Raw genomic sequence first — 14,823 nt, 5'->3', positions numbered from 1 at the left:
GCCGAGAGGCCCCCAAGGAGGAGGAAAAAGCAAGAGCGGTCGTGTTCTCCTCCTCGTACGGCCTGCCGAAGGCAATCAGTTTCGTCCGGGGGTGTCAAGCGGTAAAGCGTGCTTGACACCCCCGGACGAAACTGATCGGGCTGCGCCCAGGCCGTACGGGGAGGAGAACACGAAGCAACCGGTATGCGCACTAGGTGCGGCATCGCTTCGTGCACAGTGCGGAAGGTGGGGGTGCGGTTGCCGCTCCGGTTCCCGGCGGAGGTCCCTGCGCGCTCCCGTGCCCGAGGGGTCGGGCAGGCGGCGCGGCCGGTGTCGGCGGATAACCGGTGGGTGAGCACCGATAACATCTGGGTGCAGACAGCGCAGACCGCACCGCCTACCCGAGGAGTCACCGTGTCCCAGCCGCGACCCGCAGCCGCACTCGCCCCACCGCGCGTGGTGGTGCCGGCCGGGACCACCGCGGGCACGGCGGTCCGGGAGGCGGGGTTGCCCGGCAAGGGGTCGGACGCCGTCGTGGTGGTCCGCGACGCCGAGGGGCACCTGCGCGACCTGTCGTGGGCGCCGTCGGTGGACGTGGAGGTGGAGCCGGTCGCCGCCGACAGCCCGGACGGCCGCAGCGTGATCCGGCACTCCGCCGCCCACGTGCTCGCCCAGGCCGTCCAGCAGCTGTTCCCGGAGGCCAAGCTGGGCATCGGCCCGCCGGTCAAGGACGGCTTCTACTACGACTTCCAGGTGGAGCGGCCGTTCACGCCCGAGGACCTGCAGGCGCTGGAGAAGCGCATGAAGCAGATCGTCAAGGGCGCGCAGCGGTTCGACCGCCGGGTGGTGGAGTCGGTCGAGGCCGCGAAGCGGGAGCTGGCCGCCGAGCCGTTCAAGCTGGAGCTGGTGGACATCAAGTCCGATGTCGACACGGCCGAGGTGATGGAGGTCGGCGGCGGCGAGCTGACGATCTACGACAACCTCGACCCGCGCACCGGCGAGCGCGTCTGGGGCGACCTGTGCCGCGGCCCGCACGTGCCGACGACCAAGCACATCCCGGCGTTCAAGCTGACCAGGGTGGCCGCCGCCTACTGGCGCGGCAACGAGAACAACCCGCAGCTCCAGCGCATCTACGGCACGGCCTGGGAGTCGCCCGAGGCGCTGGACGTGCACCTGGAGATGCTGGCCGAGGCCGAGCGCCGCGACCACCGCAAGCTGGGCGTCGAGCTGGACCTGTTCAGCTTCCCCGACGAGCTGGGCTCGGGGCTGGCCGTGTTCCACCCCAAGGGCGGCGTCGTCCGCCGCGAACTGGAGGACTACTCGCGCCGCCGGCACGAGGAGTCCGACTACGAGTTCGTGTACACGCCGCACATCAGCAAGAGCGGCCTGTTCCACACCTCCGGCCACCTGCCCTACTACGCCGACACGATGTTCCCGCCCATCGAGTTCGAGGGCGAGGACTACTACCTCAAGGCCATGAACTGCCCGATGCACAACCTGATCTTCAGGTCGCGCGGGCGGTCCTACCGCGAGCTGCCGCTGCGGCTGTTCGAGTTCGGCACGGTCTACCGGTACGAGAAGTCCGGCGTGGTGCACGGGCTGACCCGCGTGCGCGGCCTGACGATGGACGACTCGCACATCTACTGCACCAAGGAGCAGATGCCGGGCGAGCTGCGCTCGCTGCTGAAGTTCGTGCTCGACCTGCTGGCCGACTACGGCCTGAGCGACTTCTACCTGGAACTGTCCACCCGCGACGACTCGCCGAAGTTCATCGGCGACCCGCAGGAGTGGGAGGAGGCCACCGAGACGCTGCGGCGGGCGGCCGAGGACTCCGGGCTGGAGCTGGTGCCCGACCCGGGCGGCGCGGCCTACTACGGCCCGAAGATCAGCGTGCAGGCCAAGGACGCCATCGGCCGGTCCTGGCAGATGTCGACCATCCAGCTCGACTTCAACCAGCCCAAGCGGTTCGAGCTGGAGTACACCGCGCCGGACGGCTCGCGGCAGCGGCCCATCATGATCCACCGGGCGCTGTTCGGCTCCATCGAGCGGTTCTTCGGCGTGCTCACCGAGCACTACGCGGGCGCGTTCCCGGCGTGGCTGGCCCCCGTGCAGGTGGTCGGCATCCCGATCGCCGACGAGCACGTGGAGCACTTGGAGCAGGTGGCCGCGGCCCTGCGGGAGCACCGGATCAGGGTCGAGGTGGACGCCTCCGACGACCGGATGCAGAAGAAGATCCGCAACCACACCACGCAGAAGGTGCCGTTCATGCTGCTGGCCGGCGCCAAGGACGTGGAGTCCGGCGCGGTGTCCTTCCGGTTCCGGGACGGCACGCAGGTCAACGGGGTGCCGGTGGCCGAGGCGGTCGCGACGGTCGTCGACTGGGTGAAGCGCCGGGAGAACGCCTCGCCCACGGCGGACCTCCTCCGGTGACGCCGGAGTACGAGGAGCAGGACGGGGTCGGGGTCCGCGACGCGCTCCAGCGGTTGTGGACCCCGCACCGCCTCTCGTACGTGCGCGGCGAGGGCAAGGCCGACGGCGACGAGCCGGAGGGCTGCCCGTTCTGCCGGGTGATCGGGATGGACGACGCCGACGGCCTGGTCCTGGCCCGCGGCGAACTGGTGTTCGCGCTGCTCAACCTCTACCCGTACAACCCCGGCCACCTGATGGTGCTGCCCTACCGGCACGTGCCCGACTACACCGACCTCACGCCCGCCGAGACGGTGGAGTTCGCCGAGTTCACCCAGCGCGCCATGAAGGTGATCCGGGCGGTGTCGAGCCCGCACGGGTTCAACGTGGGCATGAACCAGGGCCTGGTCGCCGGCGCGGGCATCGCGGCCCACCTGCACCAGCACGTGGTGCCGCGGTGGGGCGGCGACGCGAACTTCATGCCGGTCATCGGTCACACGAAGGTGCTGCCCCAGCTGCTCGGCGAGACCCGCCGGCTGCTCTCGGAAGCCTGGGCGGAAAAGGGCTGATCGCGCGCGCACGTGCAGGTGCACGTGCGTTCGCACGTGCGCCCCGGATACGTGCCGCGCGCGTGCCGTAGATCACCACCGGCCGGGCCGGTGGACCGTGAGTATTCCCTGTGTGGCCGATCGTCACGGGTCGCCCGCGTCGATAGCGTGCGTTTCATGACCGCACCTGAGCGTTCGCGGCTGGCACGGGAACGGCTCTCGCGCGAGTTACGCAGGCTGCGCACGGAGGCCAAGATGACCGGCACGGCCACCGCGCGGGCGACCGGGATGAGCCAGTCCAAGTTGTCGAAGATCGAGAACGGCATGCTCCTCCCGTCCGTGACCGACGTGGAGCGCCTGGTGGCGGAGCTGTCCGCGTCCCGCGAGACCCGGGTCGAGCTGGTGGAGCTGGCCCGCCAGCTGCACGCCGAGGCCGAGACCCGCCGGGTGGTGCTGCACCGCGGGGCCCACCGCCACCAGCAGACCGTGGCGAGGATCGAGGCCCGCGCCACCACCAGCCGCTTCTTCCAGAACGCCGGGGTGCCGGCGCTGCTGCAGAGCGAGAACTACCTGCGGGTGGTGCTCAACGCGACGCCGGCGCACGAGCAGGACACGGCGATCGCCACGCTGCGGGCCCGGCGGGCGCGGATGGACGACCTGGGCAAGCGGTTCGTGTTCCTGCTGGCCGAGGGCGCGCTGCGGTGGCGGATGGGCTCGGCGGACCTGATGTGCGAGCAGATCGAGCACCTGGCGCAGATCATGCGCAGGCCGAACGTCCAGCTGGGCGTGGTGCCGTGGACCGCGGACGCGAACCTGGTGGCGCTGCACGGGTTCCAGGTCTACGACGAGCGGGTGGTGACGCTGAGCGTGCTGACCGGCAACGCGACCATCACCGACCCGCACGACGTGCGCGAGTACCTGGCCCTGTTCGGCCGGCTGGAACGGCTGGCGATGCGCGGTGAGCAGCTGGAGGACCTGCTGGAACAGATCTCCGGGGACCACCGCAAGCTCGGCTGAGCTGGGCCGTTAGGCTGCCCGGGACCCAGTCGTCCCCCGCCGGTAGGTGCAGTCACCGCCCCATGCTGAACATCTTCGCCCGCGCGTCGGTCTCGCGCGTCACCGATCCGATCGGGGCGTGGCTGCTGCGCCGCGGCCTCACCCCGAACGCCGTCACGGTGCTGGGCACCCTCGGCTCCGTGGCGGCCTCGCTGTGGTTCATCCCGCGCGACCGGCTGTTCACCGGCGCCGCGCTGGTCACGGCGTTCGTGCTGTTCGACCTGATCGACGGCGCGATGGCGCGCGCGCAGGGCGGCGGCACCCGGTTCGGCGCGGTGCTGGACGCGAGCTGCGACCGGATCGCCGACGGCGCGCTGTTCGCCGCGATCGCCTGGTGGTGCTTCGAGCACGGGGAGCGGGGCCTGGCCGCGGCCACCCTGGTCTGCCTCGTCGGCGCCCAGGTCATCTCGTACGTGAAGGCGCGGGCCGAGGCGTCCGGGCTGTCCGCCGACGGCGGCGTGGCCGAGCGCGCGGAGCGGTTCATCATCGCGCTGGTCGGCGTCGGGCTCCACGGCCTCGGCGTGCCCTACGTCCTGCCGGTGGCCCTGTACCTGCTGGCCGCGCTCGTGGTGCTCACCGTGGTGCAGCGCGTCCTGGCCGTGCGGCGTGCCGCGAAGGAGCTGTCGACATGAAGGAGCGCCTGGCCGACCTCGGCTACGCGGCGGGCTGGCGGCTGGTGCGGCTGCTGCCGGCCGGAGCGGCGGCCGCGCTGTTCGACCGGGGCGCGGACTGGGCCGCGCGGCGCGGCGGAGCGGGGGTGCGGCAGCTGCGGGCCAACCTGCGGCGGGTCGTGCCGCGCGCAGGCGAGGCCGAGCTGGACGAGCTGGTGCGGCTGTCCGTCCGCTCCTACGCGCGGTACTGGCGCGAGGCGTTCCGGCTGCCGTCGATGGACCTGGCGGCCGTCCGCGCGTCGTGCGACCGGACGTTCACCGGGGTGGAGAACCTGGACGCGGCGCTGGCGGCGGGCAACGGCGCGGTGCTGGCGCTGCCGCACTGCGGCAACTGGGACATGGCGGGCGTGTGGCTGGTCGGGCGCGTCGGCTCGTTCACCACGGTCGCCGAACGCCTCAAGCCCGAGTCGCTCTACCGGCGGTTCATCGCCTTCCGGGAGGGCCTGGGGTTCGACGTGGTGCCGCTGACCGGCGGCAACCGCAACCCGGCCTCGGTGCTGGGCGAGCGGCTGCGCGCCAACGGGACCATCTGCCTGCTCGCCGACCGGGACCTGACCGCGGGCGGCGTGCCGGTGACCTTCTTCGGCGAGAAGGCCATGATGCCCGCCGGTCCCGCGCACCTGGCCGCCACCACGGGCGCGGCGCTGCTGCCGTGCGGGCTGTGGTTCACCGAGGACGGCTGGACCGTCCGCATCCACCCGCCGATCCGGGTCGCGGGCGCCGGCGGGGTCGTGGCGGCCACGCAGTCGATGGCCGACGTGTTCGCCGCCGACATCGCCGCGCACCCCACCGACTGGCACATGTTCCAGCGGCTGTGGCTGGCGGACCTGCCGGAGAGCAGGCAGCGGGCCCTGCGCCGGGTGCTGGCCCGCAGGGAGGGCGCCGAGTGAAGGTCGGCATCGTCTGCCCGTACTCCTTCGAGGTGCCCGGGGGAGTCCAGGCGCACGTGGTCGACCTGGCGCGCGCGCTGCGCTCCCTGGGCCACGAGGTCGAGGTGCTCGGCCCGGCCGACGACGACACGCCCGTGCCGGACTTCGTGACCTCCGCCGGGCGGGCGGTCGGCATCCCGTACAACGGGTCGGTGGCGCGGCTGTCGTTCGGCCCGGTGTCGTTCGCGCGGGTGCGGCGGTGGATCGCCGAGCACGACTTCGACGTGCTGCACCTGCACGAGCCGACCGCGCCGTCGCTGTCCATGCTGGCGCTGATGGTCGCCGACGGGCCGATCGTGGCCACCTTCCACACCTCCACGCCGCGGTCCAAGATGCTCTCGGCGTTCCAGGCGGTGCTCCAGCCGTTCCTGGAGAAGGTGACCGCGCGGATCGCGGTGTCGGTGCTGGCGCGCCGGGTGCAGGTCGAGCACCTGGGCGGTGACGCGGTGGAGATCCCGAACGGGGTCGACGTCGGGTTCTTCGCCGACGCCGAGCCGCTGGAGGGGTATCCCAGGCCCGGTGGGACGGTCGGCTTCGTCGGCCGGTTCTCCGAGCCGCGCAAGGGGATGCCGGTGCTGCTGGAGGCGCTGCGCTCGCTGGAGGGCGTGCGGCTGCTGGTCGTCGGCCGCGGCGACGAGGAGGAGCTGCGCCGGGCCGCCGGTCCGGAGCTGGCGTCCAGGGTGGACTTCCTGGGCATGGTGGACGACCGGACCAAGGCCAGGGCGCTGTGCAGCGTGGACGTCTACTGCGCGCCCAACACCGGCGGGGAGAGCTTCGGCATCATCCTGACCGAGGCGATGTCCGCCGGGACCGCGGTGGTGGCCAGCGACCTCGACGCGTTCCGCCGCGTCCTCGACGACGGCAAGGCCGGCGTCCTGACCCCCGTCGGCGACCCGGTGGCGCTGGCGTCGGCGCTGCGCGACCTGCTCGCCGACCCGGGCCGCCGCGCGGACTGCGTGGACGCGGCGCGGCAGCGGGTGATGACCTACGACTGGTCGGTGGTGGCCGGGCAGGTGCTGCGGGTCTACGAGAGCGCGATGGCCGCCGACCCCCGCCGCGTGGGTGAGGCATGACCAGCTCCGGCGTGGCGTTGGCGCTGCTCGTGCTGCTGGGGCTGGTCGTGCTGGTCGGCCCCTGGGTGCTGGGGGCGGCCAACCGGCTGGACCGGCTGCACGTGCGCACCGACGCGGCGTGGGCGGCGCTGGACGCGGCGCTGGCGCGGCGGGCCGTGGTGACGCGGGCGGTCGCGGCGGTGTGCGGGCAGCCCCCGCTGCACGCGGCGGCCGACCGGGCCGAGCGCGCGCCGCGCGCCGAGCGCGAGGCCGCGGAGAACGTGCTGAGCGCGCTGCTGGAGGACCTGGACCGGTCGGTCCTCGCCCCGGCGCTGGCGGCCGAGCTGTCCGACGCCGAGCAGCGGGTCGTCCTGGCGCGGCGGGTGCACAACGACGCGGTGCGCGACACGCTGTCGCTGCGGCGCCGACGCCTGGTCCGCTGGCTGCGCCTGGCCGGCACCGCGCCGACGCCGTCGTACTTCGAGATCGCCGAACCACCCGCCGACGTGCCGACCCAGCGGGTGTCCGCGCGCGTGGTGCTCGTCGACGCCGACGACCGCGTGCTGCTGTTCGAGGGCTTCGACCCGGCACGCCCCGAGGAGTTGTTCTGGTTCACCGTCGGCGGTGGCGTCGAACCGGCCGAGGACCTGCGCGCGGCGGCGGTGCGCGAGGCGCACGAGGAGACCGGGCTGCGGCTCCCGCCGGAGGACCTGGTCGGCCCGGTGTGGAAGCGCCGCGCGGTGTTCAGCTTCGACGGCCTGAGCTACGCGGCCGAGGAGTGGTTCTTCGTGTGCCGGGCGACCGACGCCGAGGTCGACACCTCCCGGTTCAACGAGCAGGAGCAGCGGACCATCTGCCGACACCGGTGGTGGTCGGTGGACGAACTGCGGGCCACCGACGACACCGTGTACCCGGTGCAACTGGCCGAGGTGCTGCCGGCCGCGCTGACCGGGTGGGACGGCGAAACACGCCTGATCCGCTGACAACTCCGACTTGTCCCTTTCGGCTCCAGCCCCCGACTCCCGGCTTTGGCCTTCGGCTCTCGGCACGCCCCGTGCAGACCGGTGTCCTCGTGTTCTCCCCGTATGGCCTGCCCGGAGGGCTGCCATGCTTTTCCTGGGGGTGCAAGCACGCTTTTCGCTTGCACCCCCAGGAAAAGCATGGTCGTCTTTGACAGGTCATGCGGGGGGAACACGACCGCTGTTTCTTTTCCTTCTCCTTGGCGGCCTGCCTGTCCGGCGAGGACTCTTTTTCTTTTCAGCCTCGGGCAGTACCGCACCAATTATCACCTGGATCGGTGCGCGATCCCAGTAAGAAGAGCGGCCGAGAGGCCCCCAAGGAGGAGGAAAAGAAAGGGCGGTCGTGTTCTCCTCCCCGTACGGCCTGCCGGAGGCAATCATGCTTGGTAGGGGGTGTCAAGCGGTGAAGCGTGCTTGACACCCCCTACCAAGCATGATTGGGCTGCGCCCAGGCCGTACGGGGAGGAGAACACGAAGCGACCGGTGTGTGCACCAGGTGCAGCGCGGCTGCGTGCCAAGCGCACCAGGTGCAGCACGGCTGCGTGCCAAGCGCACTAGGTGCAGCACTGCTGCGCACGAGGTGTGCGACCGCTGCGTGCAGAGGGTGTGGCGGGGCTGCTCGGCGAGTCCGGTCGGCGCCGGCTCAGAGGATGAACGTCGCGATCATCTGGCCGAGCAGGCGGACGTCGGCGTGGCCCCGGAACTCCAGCCGGACCCTGCCCAGGCCGGAGAACCACAGGTCCAGCTCGGCGTCCATGTCGAAGGTGCCCGCCGTCTCGATGGAGAAGGCTTGCACGCGGCTGTAGGGCAGGGACGTGAAGTCCTTCTTCCGCCCCGTCATGCCCTGCACGTTGACCGCGATGATCCGCTTGTCGGTGAACACGACGAAGTCCCGCACGGTCTTGAAGCAGGACACGATCCGCTCGCCCTGGATCATGATCGGCGACACCTGCGGCGCGATGTCCTCCGGCCGGCACGGCGCGAGCTTGAACACGGACGCTTTCTCGAAGTCGATCACGATTCGACGGTAGCACCGGATCCGGGCGCGCAGGGGTGGCCCGACCCGGTGCGACGCCGGGCGGAGCCGGCTGCCCCGGCCGGCCCGCGCCCCTGACGCCGGGGCTACGCCCACCCCGCCGCGTTCGTCGCCGTCTCCCGCGAGATCCCCGAGCCGGTGCCGGGGAAGCCGCCGAACCGGTCCGCGTGCAGGTGCGCGAAGAAGTAGCACAGCGCCTCGCACTCGGCGTCGGGCACCGCCACGCGCGGATCCCGTGCCACGGCCTCGTAGAACTCCTGCCCCAGCCCGACGATGAAGCCCCGCGCGTACAGGAAGCCGTCGTCCGAGCCGTCGGTGACCTCGTGCACGTCCCGCCGGTCGATCTCGTGCAGCTTGCGCTCCACCACCCGGTCCAGCGCGGTCAGCTCCTCGCCGGACAGCTCGGCGCACGACCGCCGCAGCGCCGCCAGCACGGCTTCCAGGTGCTCCTCCAGCACGGCGGCCTCGGCGAACGCCTCCTCGTCCAGGTCGCGCTTGACCAGCGCCGCGCGCACCTCGTTCGCCTCGGGCCCGACACCGGCCCAGGCGTTCTCCAGCAGTGCCCAGAAGCGGGCTTCGTCGTTCTCGGTCATCACGCCGCCACGGTAACGACGAGGTCCGACAATTCCGCGCGTCCGCCCCGCCCCGTCGCCGCACGGCTCCTCCGCGACGGGCGCACGGTCGCCCGGCCTGCGCGGGGCCGCGGCAGAGTGTCCACGCCCATGCTGATCAACAGACACAGTGTCCACTGCCGTCCGAGCCGCGCCGGCGGGCCATAAGGAATACCCCCTCCCTTCGGCGTTAGGGCCCTCGACTGAGGGTGAACGTTGACCTACCGTCGGGTGGATGAAGCTCGAACTGAGACACCTTCGGGTGGTCTGCGCGATCGCCGATGCGGGCAGCCTGTCGAAAGCGTCCTCCCTGCTGGGCCTCGCGCAGCCCGCGCTCACCGCTCAACTGCACCGGATCGAGGGTCTGCTCGGCGGCAAGCTGTTCGAGCGCGACCACCGGGGCGCGCGGCCGACCTCGCTCGGCGAGCTGGTGCTGGAACGCGCCCGCGTCCTGCTGCCCGCGTTCTCCCGCCTCCAGGAGGACGCCCTGCGCCTGGTCGACGAGAACCTGCCCAACGACCGGTACCGGGTGGGCGCGGTGAACGGGCCGATGCTCGGCGGGGTCGTGCACCGCATCACCGAGGCGCACCCCGGCGCGCACGTCAGCACGCAGGTGTCGTGGTCCAACGAGGAGCTGGCGGCGGCGGTCGCCCAGGGGCGCCTGGACTACGTGCTCGCCGCCGTCTGCGGCGACGCGCCGCCGCCGTCGGACTACGGTCTCACCTGGAGCGTCATCGCGGTCGACCCGATCTTCGTGCTGATACCCGAGGACCACCCGTTCACCCTGCGCGCGGAGGTGGAGCTGGCGGAGCTGAGGGACACGCAGTGGGCGGTGGTGCCCGGCGACGGCTGCTTCGGGGAGTGCTTCGTCTCGGCGTGCAGCCGCGCCGGCTTCACCCCGCGCACGATGTACGAGGTGGACGTCAACAGCTGCATCGACCTCGCCCAGTCCGGCGACGCGGTGGCGCTGTGCCAGCCCACCTTCCGCCGCGCGCCCGGCGTGGTCGCGATGCCCATAGCGGGCGCGCCGCTGCGGTGGCGGCACCTGATCGGCTGGGACCCGGAAGGTCCCGCCGCCGCGTTCGGGCCGCAGGTGCTGCGCTACGCCAGCGAGGCGTACCGGGAGACCGCCGAGCGCAACCCGCGCTACACGGCGTGGCTGGCGGAGCACCCCGAATACGGCGCGATCTCCTACCAGGCGGCCGTTTCCTGACCGCGGGCTGGGCCGAACGGCTCCGGCATCACGCCGGCTTATGACCGAAGAGGTATTACCGCGATCGGGTGGGCCGACTTACTTTTCACGGGGAATCCCTGCCCTCCTTCGAGGAGAATCCCCATGTCAAGACTGTCCAGACCGCTCGCGCTCGCCGCGGCGCTGGCGGTGGCCGGCTCCCTGTCCACCACCACCGCGCAGGCCGCTCCCGCGCAGCGCGACCAGACCACCGAGATCCTCGCCGCGATCCAGCGGGACCTCGGGCTGACCGCCGGCCAGGCGCGCGACCGCCTGGCCGCGGACAAGACCTCCAGCGACACGGCCCGGGAACTCCGCAAGCGCCTGGCCGACCGGTTCGGCGGCGCGTGGATCGACCAGTCCGGCGCCCTCACCGTCGGTGTCACCGCCCAGTCCGACCTGGCCCAGGTGGGCCGGGGCCGGGGCAAGCTCGTGCAGCGCAGCGAGCGCGCCCTCGACGCCGCCAAGGCCACTTTGGACCGCAACGTCGCCAAGGCGCCGCAGTCGGTGCCCGGCTGGTACGTCGACCTGCCGACGAACACCGTCGTGGTCAAGTCGCACGCGGACGAGCTGCCCGCCGCCCGCGCCTTCGTGGCGGCCAGCGGCGTCGACGCCTCGGCCGTCCGTTACGTCCGGACCGACGAGGCACCGCGCCCGCTGATCGACGTCATCGGCGGCAACGCCTACAACATCGGCAGCGGCTCCCGGTGCTCGGTCGGCTTCTCGGTCAACGGCGGCTTCGTGACCGCCGGGCACTGCGGCACGACCGGCGCGTCCACCTCCGGGCCCAGCGGCACCTTCCGCGGCTCCAGCTTCCCCGGCAACGACTACGCGTGGGTGCAGGTCGCGGCCGGCAACACCCCGCGCGGCCTGGTGAACAACTACTCCGGCGGCACGGTCCAGGTGACGGGCTCGCAGGACGCGGCGGTCGGCGCGACGGTCTGCCGCTCCGGCTCCACCACCGGCTGGCACTGCGGCACCATCCAGGCCCGCAACTCGTCGGTGTCCTACCCGCAGGGCACGGTGACCGGCCTGATCCAGACCACCGTGTGCGCCGAGCCCGGCGACTCCGGCGGCTCGCTGCTGGCCGGCACCCAGGCCCAGGGCGTCACCTCCGGCGGCTCGGGCAACTGCCGCACCGGCGGCACGACCTACTTCCAGCCGGTCAACGAGATCCTCCAAGCCTACGGCCTGACCCTGATCACCAGCGGTGGCGGCGGCACGCCGCCGCCGCCGACCGGGTGCGCCGCCGCCGAGGCCCGCTACACCGGCTCGCTCACCGCGGGCAGGCAGGTCTACCAGCCGAACAACAGCTACTACCAGTCCACGGTGTCCGGCGCGCACGTCGGCTGCCTGACCGGTCCCACCGGCGCCGACTACGACCTCTACCTGGAGAAGTGGAACGGCAGCGCGTGGAGCGTCGTGGCCAAGGGTGACAGCCCCGCCGCGAGCGAGACCGTGAACTACAGCGGCACCCCCGGCTACTACCGGTACCGGGTGCACGCCTACAGCGGTTCCGGCAGCTACACCCTCGGGATCACCAACCCCTGACCGCCGGGGAACCGACCCCGTCGCGGGTCCGCGCCGAGTCTCCCCGGCACGGGCCCGCGGCGGGGCGTCCGCGCGCCGGTCAGACCAGCTTCGCCCGCACCGCGTCCGCGGCCGGGTGGTCGATCCCGGTCAGGACGGCCAGGGCGTCGCGCCACGTCGCCCGCGCGGCCTCCGCGTCGCCCAGCGCCGCGTGCGCGTCCCCGAGCCGGCACAGGGTGTCCCCGACCGACCACAGGTCCTCCGACCGCCGGTAGACCGCCAGCGCCAGCAGGTGCAGCCGGACCGCCTCGGCGCAGCGGCCCAGCCGGTGGTGGGCGCGCGCCAGGCCCTCGGCGGCGTCGGCGAGGGCGGCCTCGTCGCCCACCTCCGCGAGGACCGCCGCCGCCCGCCGGCAGTGGTGCAGCGCGCCCTCGTGGCGCCCGAGCCCGGTCAGCACCCGGCCCAGCTGGTTGGACGCGCGGGCGTGGCGCAGCCGGTGCCCGGTGCGCTCGGTCAGCTCGACGGCCCGCCGGGCGTGGGCGTGGGCCTCCGGCAGCATCCCCCACCGCTCGTACGCCTGGCTGAGCGCCTGGTGGGTGTGCGCCTCGCCGCCGGCGTCGGCGGGCAGCCACAGCGCCTGCCGCAGCACGTCGACGGCCCGCTCGTAGCGCCCGCCGGCCGTGTAGGCCCGGCCCAGCGCGCGCAGCGCCACCGCCTCCCACGCCGGGTCGCCCTGCCGGCGGGCCGCGTCGAGCGCGACGAGCTGCGCCTGCTCCCAGTCGCGCCACCGGCCGCTGCGCCCGAGGTAGGACGACAGCGCCCAGGGCAGCCGCCAGGCGTGGCCGGTGAAACCCCACCGCACGGCCAGGTCCAGCGCCGCCGCCAGGTTGCGGTGCTCGGCGGCGAACCAGGCCCGGGCGCGGTGGCGGTCGGGCAGGTCGGCGACGACCACGCCGGGCGCGGGCGGGTCCAGCGCGATCGCGTCGCGGTGCGGGCGCAGCAGGCGCTCGCCCCGGAAGGCCGTGTGCAGGTAGCAGTCCAGCAGCCGGCCGACCGCCGCCCGCCGGCCCCCCTCGGGCTCCTCGGCCGCCACGCGCTCGGCGGCGTGCTCGCGCAGCAGGTCGTGGAACCGGTACCGGCCCGGACCCCGCTCCTCCAGCAGCGCCGCCCCGGTCAGCTCGCGCAGCAGGTCCCGGGCGACCGCCGGCGCGACCCCGGCGAGGCTCGCCGCGGCGGGCACGCCGACCTCCGCGCCGGGGTGCAGGCCCAGCAGCCGGAACAACCGCGCCGCGGGGCCGGGCAGCGCGCGGTACGACGAGTGGAACACCGCCCGGGGACCGGCGCCCGGACCGCCCCCGGCGGGCGCCACCGGCCCGTCCGACCCGCGGGCCGCGGCCCGCGCCGCGACGACCAGGGCGATCGGCAGCCGCGCGCACTGCTCGACCAGCCGGTCCGCGGCGCGCGCCCGGCGCTCCCCGAGGTGGGCGGCCAGCAGCTCGCGCGCCTCCGCCGCCGACGGCAGGCCCAGCGCCAGGTGCCGGGCCCGCCCGTCCGCCAGGCCGTCGAGGCGCTCCCGGCCGGTCACCAGGGCCGCGGCGGTCGGGCCGCCCGGCAGCAGCGGCCGGACCTGCTCGTGGTCGCGGGCGTCGTCGAGCACGACCAGGAGCCGCTTGCCCGCCACCACGTCCCGGTACAGCGCGGCCTGCGCCGCGACGTCGGCGGGGATGCGCTCCTTGGGCACCCCGAACGCGTCGAGGAACCCGCGGACCGCGACCGCCGGGTCCAGCGGCCCGCGCGGGTCGCCGCCGCGCAGGTCCGCGTAGAGCCGGCCGTCCGGGAAGCGGTCGGCGTGGGACCGGGCCCAGTGCAGGACCAGCGCGGTCTTGCCGATCCCGGCGGCTCCGGCGACGCACGCGACCAGCGGCGCCTGGCCGCGGTCGAGCAGGTCGGTGAGCAGCGCCAGTTCCGCGGTCCGGCCGACGAAGCGCGGCGGGGCCGGTGGCAGCTGGTCCGGGGGGAGGCCACCGGCGCCGGTGGCGCGCGGCCCGGTCCCGGTCACGTGGTTGCCTAAGTCGCCGTCCATGGTGTCGCCTCGATCGAGTGATGAGCGATACGCAGCGTCAGTCACCCTATCGAGAGGGTGCGGTGGCGCGGGGGCGGTGCCGATGACGAGGAGGTCAACCGTTCGGTCCCCGACCCTCTTAAGGATCATCGTGTCTGCACACCGCACCCGCGGGCTCCTGCGCGCCGCGGCCCTCCTCGCCGTCGGCACCACCCCGCTGCTGGCCGGCGCCGCCTCCGCCGCCGGCCAGCCGCTGGAGTCCCTGGACGGCCCGCTCGGCGACGCGGCCTCCGTCGACGCCGACGTCAGCAGGTCGGCGACCGACCTGCTCGGCGCGCCGGTGGCCGGCGCCGACCCGCTGGGCGCCGACCTGCTCAGCGGCAAGGCCGTCAGGCTGGCCCCGCCGGCCGGCGCGCCGGCTGCGCCCGCCCTGCCCGCCGCGCCGGCCCTGCCGGCGGCGCCCGTGCTGCCCGCCACGCCGGAGCTGCCGGCCGCGGCGGAGGTCCGCGACCTCTCCGCGCCGGCGCCCACCGCGCCGCTGCCCGGCGTCCCCGTGCTCACGCCGGGCGTCCAGTCGCCCGCCCTGCCCACCCTGCCGGCGGGCGCCGCCGGCCTGCCCAGCCTGGGCTGACCACAGCCACAACCACCGCCACCGCCCGCCACCGGACCGCTCCGGGGCGGGCGGTGGCGGTG

13 protein-coding genes are annotated in these 14,823 nt (G+C 73.7%); 10 read left to right on the top strand and 3 right to left on the bottom strand.

All coding sequences use genetic code 11. The features are described from left to right. The first annotated feature begins 393 nt into the window (after positions 1 to 393). The 7 genes from thrS to JOE68_RS02250 all read left to right on the top strand — a co-directional run bounded on the left by thrS (position 394) and on the right by JOE68_RS02250 (position 7,624). Positions 394 to 2,409: a threonine--tRNA ligase gene (thrS, locus tag JOE68_RS02280; RefSeq protein WP_204840693.1), complete on the top strand. Its 2,016-nt coding sequence runs from the start codon at positions 394 to 396 to the stop codon at positions 2,407 to 2,409. Beyond that, positions 2,406 to 2,954: an HIT family protein gene (locus JOE68_RS02275; protein ID WP_204840692.1), complete on the top strand. Its 549-nt coding sequence runs from the start codon at positions 2,406 to 2,408 to the stop codon at positions 2,952 to 2,954. Before thrS ends, JOE68_RS02275 begins: the two co-directional genes overlap by 4 nt. Positions 2,955 to 3,110: 156 nt before the next feature. Continuing rightward, a complete protein-coding gene (locus tag JOE68_RS02270; RefSeq protein ID WP_204840691.1) occupies positions 3,111 to 3,950 on the top strand; it encodes a helix-turn-helix domain-containing protein in 840 nt (279 codons plus the stop codon). A gap of 62 nt (positions 3,951 to 4,012) precedes the next feature. Further along, positions 4,013 to 4,621: a phosphatidylinositol phosphate synthase gene (pgsA, locus tag JOE68_RS02265; RefSeq protein ID WP_204840690.1), complete on the top strand. Its 609-nt coding sequence runs from the start codon at positions 4,013 to 4,015 to the stop codon at positions 4,619 to 4,621. Continuing rightward, the gene (locus JOE68_RS02260) at positions 4,618 to 5,550 is read left to right on the top strand and encodes a phosphatidylinositol mannoside acyltransferase (RefSeq protein ID WP_204840689.1); all 933 of its coding nucleotides are present in this window, start codon (positions 4,618 to 4,620) and stop codon (positions 5,548 to 5,550) included. Before pgsA ends, JOE68_RS02260 begins: the two co-directional genes overlap by 4 nt. Beyond that, the gene (locus JOE68_RS02255; RefSeq protein WP_204840688.1) at positions 5,547 to 6,662 is read left to right on the top strand and encodes a glycosyltransferase family 4 protein; all 1,116 of its coding nucleotides are present in this window, start codon (positions 5,547 to 5,549) and stop codon (positions 6,660 to 6,662) included. Before JOE68_RS02260 ends, JOE68_RS02255 begins: the two co-directional genes overlap by 4 nt. After that, positions 6,659 to 7,624, top strand: coding sequence for an NUDIX hydrolase (locus JOE68_RS02250; RefSeq protein ID WP_204840687.1), 966 nt, complete (start codon positions 6,659 to 6,661; stop codon positions 7,622 to 7,624). Before JOE68_RS02255 ends, JOE68_RS02250 begins: the two co-directional genes overlap by 4 nt. Before the next feature lie 679 nt (positions 7,625 to 8,303). Here the strand turns inward: JOE68_RS02250 and JOE68_RS02245 are convergent. Both JOE68_RS02245 and JOE68_RS02240 read right to left on the bottom strand, forming a co-directional pair. After that, positions 8,304 to 8,678, bottom strand: coding sequence for a PH domain-containing protein (locus JOE68_RS02245; RefSeq protein ID WP_204840686.1), 375 nt, complete (start codon positions 8,676 to 8,678; stop codon positions 8,304 to 8,306). Positions 8,679 to 8,782: 104 nt separating this feature from the next. Further along, positions 8,783 to 9,289, bottom strand: coding sequence for a DUF4240 domain-containing protein (locus tag JOE68_RS02240; protein WP_204840685.1), 507 nt, complete (start codon positions 9,287 to 9,289; stop codon positions 8,783 to 8,785). Positions 9,290 to 9,542: 253 nt separating this feature from the next. Between JOE68_RS02240 and JOE68_RS02235 the strand changes: the two genes are divergently transcribed. Continuing rightward, positions 9,543 to 10,520, top strand: a complete 978-nt coding sequence (locus JOE68_RS02235) for a LysR family transcriptional regulator (RefSeq protein WP_204840684.1) — start codon at positions 9,543 to 9,545, stop codon at positions 10,518 to 10,520. Positions 10,521 to 10,643: 123 nt separating this feature from the next. Continuing rightward, positions 10,644 to 12,089 (top strand): S1 family peptidase, encoded by a 1,446-nt coding sequence (locus JOE68_RS02230; protein ID WP_204840683.1) that lies wholly within the window; start codon positions 10,644 to 10,646, stop codon positions 12,087 to 12,089. Between the two features lie 79 nt (positions 12,090 to 12,168). Here JOE68_RS02230 and JOE68_RS02225 read toward each other — a convergent pair whose 3' ends face one another. Then, a complete protein-coding gene (locus JOE68_RS02225; RefSeq protein WP_204840682.1) occupies positions 12,169 to 14,151 on the bottom strand; it encodes a tetratricopeptide repeat protein in 1,983 nt (660 codons plus the stop codon). A 130-nt stretch (positions 14,152 to 14,281) separates the two neighbouring features. On the opposite strand from JOE68_RS02225, the gene JOE68_RS02220 reads away from it, so the two are divergent. Then, positions 14,282 to 14,761, top strand: a complete 480-nt coding sequence (locus tag JOE68_RS02220) for a hypothetical protein (RefSeq protein WP_204840681.1) — start codon at positions 14,282 to 14,284, stop codon at positions 14,759 to 14,761. Positions 14,762 to 14,823 lie beyond the last annotated feature (62 nt).

The organism is Saccharothrix algeriensis (genome assembly GCF_016907655.1).
In the GTDB taxonomy this organism is placed as follows: Bacteria; Actinomycetota; Actinomycetes; order Mycobacteriales; family Pseudonocardiaceae; genus Actinosynnema; species Actinosynnema algeriense.
This window is presented reverse-complemented; position numbering and strand designations above follow the sequence as displayed.

Excerpts from the sequence above, each read along its gene's own strand:
- JOE68_RS02225 (WP_204840682.1), bottom strand. The coding sequence starts at position 14,151 with ATGGACGGCGACTTAGGCAACCACGTGACCGGGACCGGGCCGCGCGCC.
- JOE68_RS02250 (WP_204840687.1), top strand. The coding sequence starts at position 6,659 with ATGACCAGCTCCGGCGTGGCGTTGGCGCTGCTCGTGCTGCTGGGGCTG.
- JOE68_RS02235 (WP_204840684.1), top strand. The coding sequence starts at position 9,543 with ATGAAGCTCGAACTGAGACACCTTCGGGTGGTCTGCGCGATCGCCGAT.
- JOE68_RS02270 (WP_204840691.1), top strand. The coding sequence starts at position 3,111 with ATGACCGCACCTGAGCGTTCGCGGCTGGCACGGGAACGGCTCTCGCGC.
- JOE68_RS02260 (WP_204840689.1), top strand. The coding sequence starts at position 4,618 with ATGAAGGAGCGCCTGGCCGACCTCGGCTACGCGGCGGGCTGGCGGCTG.
- JOE68_RS02230 (WP_204840683.1), top strand. The coding sequence starts at position 10,644 with ATGTCAAGACTGTCCAGACCGCTCGCGCTCGCCGCGGCGCTGGCGGTG.
- pgsA (WP_204840690.1), top strand. The coding sequence starts at position 4,013 with ATGCTGAACATCTTCGCCCGCGCGTCGGTCTCGCGCGTCACCGATCCG.
- JOE68_RS02240 (WP_204840685.1), bottom strand. The coding sequence starts at position 9,289 with ATGACCGAGAACGACGAAGCCCGCTTCTGGGCACTGCTGGAGAACGCC.